Raw genomic sequence first — 3,985 nt, forward strand, 5'->3', positions numbered from 1 at the left:
ACCCCATGCTCCGTCCCCCCACGCCCGGAGGCGCCCCATGCTGCGCGGCATCGACGTCAGCTCGTACCAGTCGTCCTCGTACAACACGGACGGCCTCTCCTTCGTCTTCATCAAGGCGACGGAAGGCCGGACGTACACCAATCCCAAGCTGGCCGCACAGACGAAGACCGCGAGAGACGCGGGGCTCGTCGTCGGCTTCTATCACTTCCTCTGGCCCGGCAACCTGACCGCCCAGGCCGAGTACTTCGTGAGCAAGGCCCCCGAGAAGGCGGGCGACATCCTCGCCGTCGACTGGGAGACGACCAGCGACGGCACCCACGCGAGCAACGCCGAGAAGGACCGGTTCATACGCAAGGTGAAGGAACTCCGGTCGAACCACCGGGTCCTCCTCTACGCAAACCGCCACTTCTGGTTGAGTGTTGACACGACCTCCTACGCAGGTGACGGCCTGTGGATCGCGGACTATGTCACCGCGGGCAAGCCCCGCATCCAGGCGAAGTGGCGTTTTCACCAGCACACCGACAACCCGCTGGACAAGAACGTTGCCGACTTTGAGACCAAGGCCGCTCTGCGGAAGTGGGCCGCCGACGCCTGACCCTCTCTCATCGCCTACCAAAAGCTGCCGATTCCACCCGAAGCCGCTTCGCAGGCGGATCCGCCAGGCAGGTGTTCAACAAGGCGAAGGTACGAAGCTCGGGCGGCAGAGCTTCGTACCACCCCAGAGCATGGAAATTGCACGCCACATACAGCACATTTCCCTTGCTGGAAATGCTGATAGTGACCTGTACAGAGCCCGGCAACACGGGCCACTCTCGTACACCCGGCGAACTCGCACGTCTTGCGCTTTGAGCCGATGCCTGTCGGAAGAACGGTCGCAACACCAACCGTCGCCACTCGCTTCACAGGCCCTCAATCAATCCCCCAATAAATGTCCCCATTGACACAACATCCGATCAACGAGCACGTCGAACATGAGTTACGCGTACGCACAAAACAACGACGCACGAGGCGGCGGAGAAGCTCCCCCGTGCGGGTAAGCAGTCACCGCACCAGAGAAGGGAGCTTCTCGACTTTGGAGGACCCGCTCGCGGTGCCGTGGCCGGTGATCGAGCACCTGGCCGCACAGCAGATCCGTTCATTCCTGTACGGGCGGGCGTGGACACATGCCGAGGCTCGCATGCGCTGTTCAACCAGGCGGTGTGTCGGAGTCACGAAAGGTCGCGGAGAAGCGGCCACACACCACGGTCGCGGGGGCCGCCCGCCGGGCGGCTGCGGCGCTGCCCGGCGACCTGGTGGCGATGCTCGCGATCTGGAGCGGGTGAACGAGATCGGCGCGTCTCAGCTCGCTGGATAACCGATGTCCCCCGGGAGACCGTGCTGCGAAATCCCTGTGCGAAGTGGACGGCGGGACGGGGCGCCGGCGGGCAGGCCCGCTTCACGACCAGGATCATGGGTTGTCCTGACCGGCGGGCTGGTGCGGTCCGGGGATCGTATGGAGATCGAGCCGCCGGAGGGTGCCCACTGCGCAGTTCGCTGTGGGCACCCTCTCTTGCCGGGCCTACTTGTTCAGGTGGGCCCAGAACTCCTCGAACGAGAGCAGCTTGTCGCTGTTGAGGTCCCGGGAGGCGATGATGGCCTCGGCAACCGACTCGGTGACGTTCCAGTCGCCTCCCTGGGCCAGGGCGGTCTTGAACTCGGCGGCGCTGATGAACCCGTCACCGTCCGTGTCGATCCGCTGGAACTGCTTGCGTGCTTCCTCGATGTCCGCCACCGATCCGCCCCTTCATCGTGCATTCGTGCGATTCAGCCTTTGCTGGCGGGCTCAGATTAACCGGCCGCCCGAGCGCGCAGCGCGGCGACCACCCAGGCGAACTCCTCGGCGTGCGAGGGCAGCGGTTCGGTGCCCCGCACGAGCGCGGTGAGCTCCCGGAAACGCGCGAGTTCGGTGTGCGTGGCGGACTCCATCCGTTCCAGTACGTCGGCCCGGTCGGCGTTGCCCAGCAGTTGGCCCAGCACCTCCTCGGCGCCGGGGGACTCGGGGTCGATGCCCTGGTCCCGTGCCTCTCCCGCGAGTTGCACGAGGCGGCTCATGAACCACAGGGACGTGCCGGGCGGGACCTCCGGCCCGCGGTCCGCGGCGTTGAACTCGATCGTCCTCCGCATACGCGCGCGGAACCCGGGGTCCTGCAACAGCTCCGCGAGCTCCACCCAGGCGTCCACCTGCTCGGGCGTCGGGTCGTCGGGCAGATCGGTGATGGCGAACCGCATCCGGGTGCGGATGTCGGGGTCCGCCGTGTCGAGCCCTCCGAAGGTCTCCTCCATGAAGTCGTCGATGATGCGGGTGCGTTCGGCGGCCGAGAGCCGCGCCAGCTTGTGCATGAGTGTCATCTCCTGAGCGGTCGAACCGCGTCGCGCAACGGTCGACAGCACCGCCCGGGTCACCTTGAGGGACCGTATCTGCACGTCCAGGGCCGCCACGTGCGCGGCCGCGACCTCCGCGATCGTCGTCTCGCCCGCCACCACGCGGCGTACGGCGTCCAGGCCGAGGCCCAGCTCCCGTAGCGTGCGGATGAGTTCTAGACGGGCCACCGACTCCGCGTCGTACAGCCGGTAGCCGCCCTCACTGCGGGTCACCGGGGCGAGGACGCCCTCGTCGGACCAGTAGCGGATCGTGCGCACGGTGAGGCCCGTGGCCCGTGCCAGCCGGCCGATGGTGAAAAGTCCGGTGCCGTCGTCGATCATGTCTGCGAGTCTGGGCCTTCCAGTGGGTGGAGACTCAAGAGGCTTCGAGCGAGGGGGCGGGCGTCTTGGCGGGCACTCTGCGGGACATTCTGGACGCGGCGGCCCGCGGGAGCTTCCCTCCCCCCGACGGCGGCACGACCGTCGTCCGCCAGCATGCCCACCGCGACGCCGGGGTCCTCGCCTTCACCGCGCACTCGGTCGTCTTCACGGACGAGGACCCCGCGTGGGTGTACGAGACGCTGGGCTCCCTGGAGTGCGACGCGCTGGCCGCGACCATGAATCCGCGGTTCCTGGCGGCGTTCCTGGCGCGTACGGGGCGGTCGACGGACACCATCGACGTGATGAACGTCGGCACGCGGTTGGCCGGGGAACCGCCGGTGGCGTTGAAGGAGGTCTCCGATCCGGACCACCCGCGGGTCGTGAGCGCCCGGAAGCGACGGGACGACGTACGGGTGTGGGCGGCCGACGGAGGTGTCCTCGTCCTGGGGCGCGGGATCGGGGGACGTTGGGAGGCCGCGGTCGAGGTGGACGAGGCGGTACGGCACCGGGGGCTCGGCCGGGCGTTGGCCGCGGCGGCCCGGCATCTGGTGCCGGACGGGCATGTGTGGGCGCAGGTGGCCGCGGGGAACGCCCGCAGCGCGCGGGCGTTCCAGGCGGCGGGTTACCGGCCCGTGGGCGCGGAGGCACTGCTCGTCGCCCGCTGAGGCCGGGGAGAGCCGTGGCTCAGTGCCGTGACTCAGTGCCAGGGTTCAGTGCCAGGGCTGGTAGTGCGGGTTGCTCTCGCAGTCGCTCATGATCTCGGTCTTGGTCTTCTTGTCGACCGGACAGACGCCGATGACGTACTGCCGGGCGATCCCGCCGGGGAAGGCGACCTCGACCTGGTCGGCCCACTTGTGGGTGTCGCCGATGGTCTTGTTGACGTCGACGCCGCCGGGGGCGTCGATGTAGTAGTTGAAGCCGGACTTGTACCAGGTCTTGTACAGGTCGTGGTCGTACGACGTCGACACGTACGGCGAGGGCTGGTTGACCAGGACGTACTGCTCGATGTCGTACTGGCCGTCGACGACGTCCTTGGGGTAGAAGCCCTGCTCGAAGATCGTGGCCGGGGGGCGGCTGTCGCTGCGGTACAGCGTGCCGCAGGTCTTGCGCCAGACGGGCTCGGGCGTGATGCGGTCCACGTCCACGCGGCGGTCGGCGGCGGCGTGGGCCGGGTCGGCGAACCGGGGGCAGGTGGGGGCCTTTG

Annotated in this window: 5 protein-coding genes and 1 pseudogene; 3 read left to right on the forward strand and 3 right to left on the reverse strand. The window is 68.1% G+C overall.

The window, feature by feature from the left end; translation table 11 throughout:
- Positions 1–37 precede the first annotated feature (37 nt).
- Both FNH08_RS46420 and FNH08_RS54275 read left to right on the forward strand, forming a co-directional pair.
- Complete coding sequence (locus FNH08_RS46420; protein ID WP_152777787.1) at positions 38–595, forward strand: glycoside hydrolase family 25 protein; 558 nt, start codon at positions 38–40, stop codon at positions 593–595.
- 477 nt (positions 596–1,072) lie between these two features.
- A pseudogene (locus FNH08_RS54275) lies at positions 1,073–1,304 on the forward strand (hypothetical protein); the annotation flags it as partial.
- Between the two features lie 254 nt (positions 1,305–1,558).
- Here FNH08_RS54275 and FNH08_RS46425 read toward each other — a convergent pair.
- The gene (locus tag FNH08_RS46425; RefSeq protein WP_322726540.1) at positions 1,559–1,771 is read right to left on the reverse strand and encodes an EF-hand domain-containing protein; all 213 of its coding nucleotides are present in this window, start codon (positions 1,769–1,771) and stop codon (positions 1,559–1,561) included.
- Between the two features lie 56 nt (positions 1,772–1,827).
- Positions 1,828–2,742, reverse strand: a complete 915-nt coding sequence (locus tag FNH08_RS46430; protein ID WP_152777789.1) for a MerR family transcriptional regulator — start codon at positions 2,740–2,742, stop codon at positions 1,828–1,830.
- A gap of 65 nt (positions 2,743–2,807) precedes the next feature.
- Between FNH08_RS46430 and FNH08_RS46435 the strand changes: the two genes are divergently transcribed.
- Positions 2,808–3,446 carry a GNAT family N-acetyltransferase gene (locus FNH08_RS46435; protein ID WP_152777791.1) on the forward strand — a complete coding sequence of 213 codons (639 nt, stop codon included), beginning with the start codon at positions 2,808–2,810 and terminating at the stop codon, positions 3,444–3,446.
- A gap of 45 nt (positions 3,447–3,491) precedes the next feature.
- Here the strand turns inward: FNH08_RS46435 and FNH08_RS46440 are convergent.
- A partial coding sequence (locus FNH08_RS46440) for an ADP-ribosyltransferase (RefSeq protein ID WP_152777793.1) occupies positions 3,492–3,985 on the reverse strand: 494 nt, incomplete at its 5' end.

Source organism: Streptomyces spongiae, assembly GCF_009377185.1.
In the GTDB taxonomy this organism is placed as follows: Bacteria; Actinomycetota; Actinomycetes; order Streptomycetales; family Streptomycetaceae; genus Streptomyces; species Streptomyces spongiae.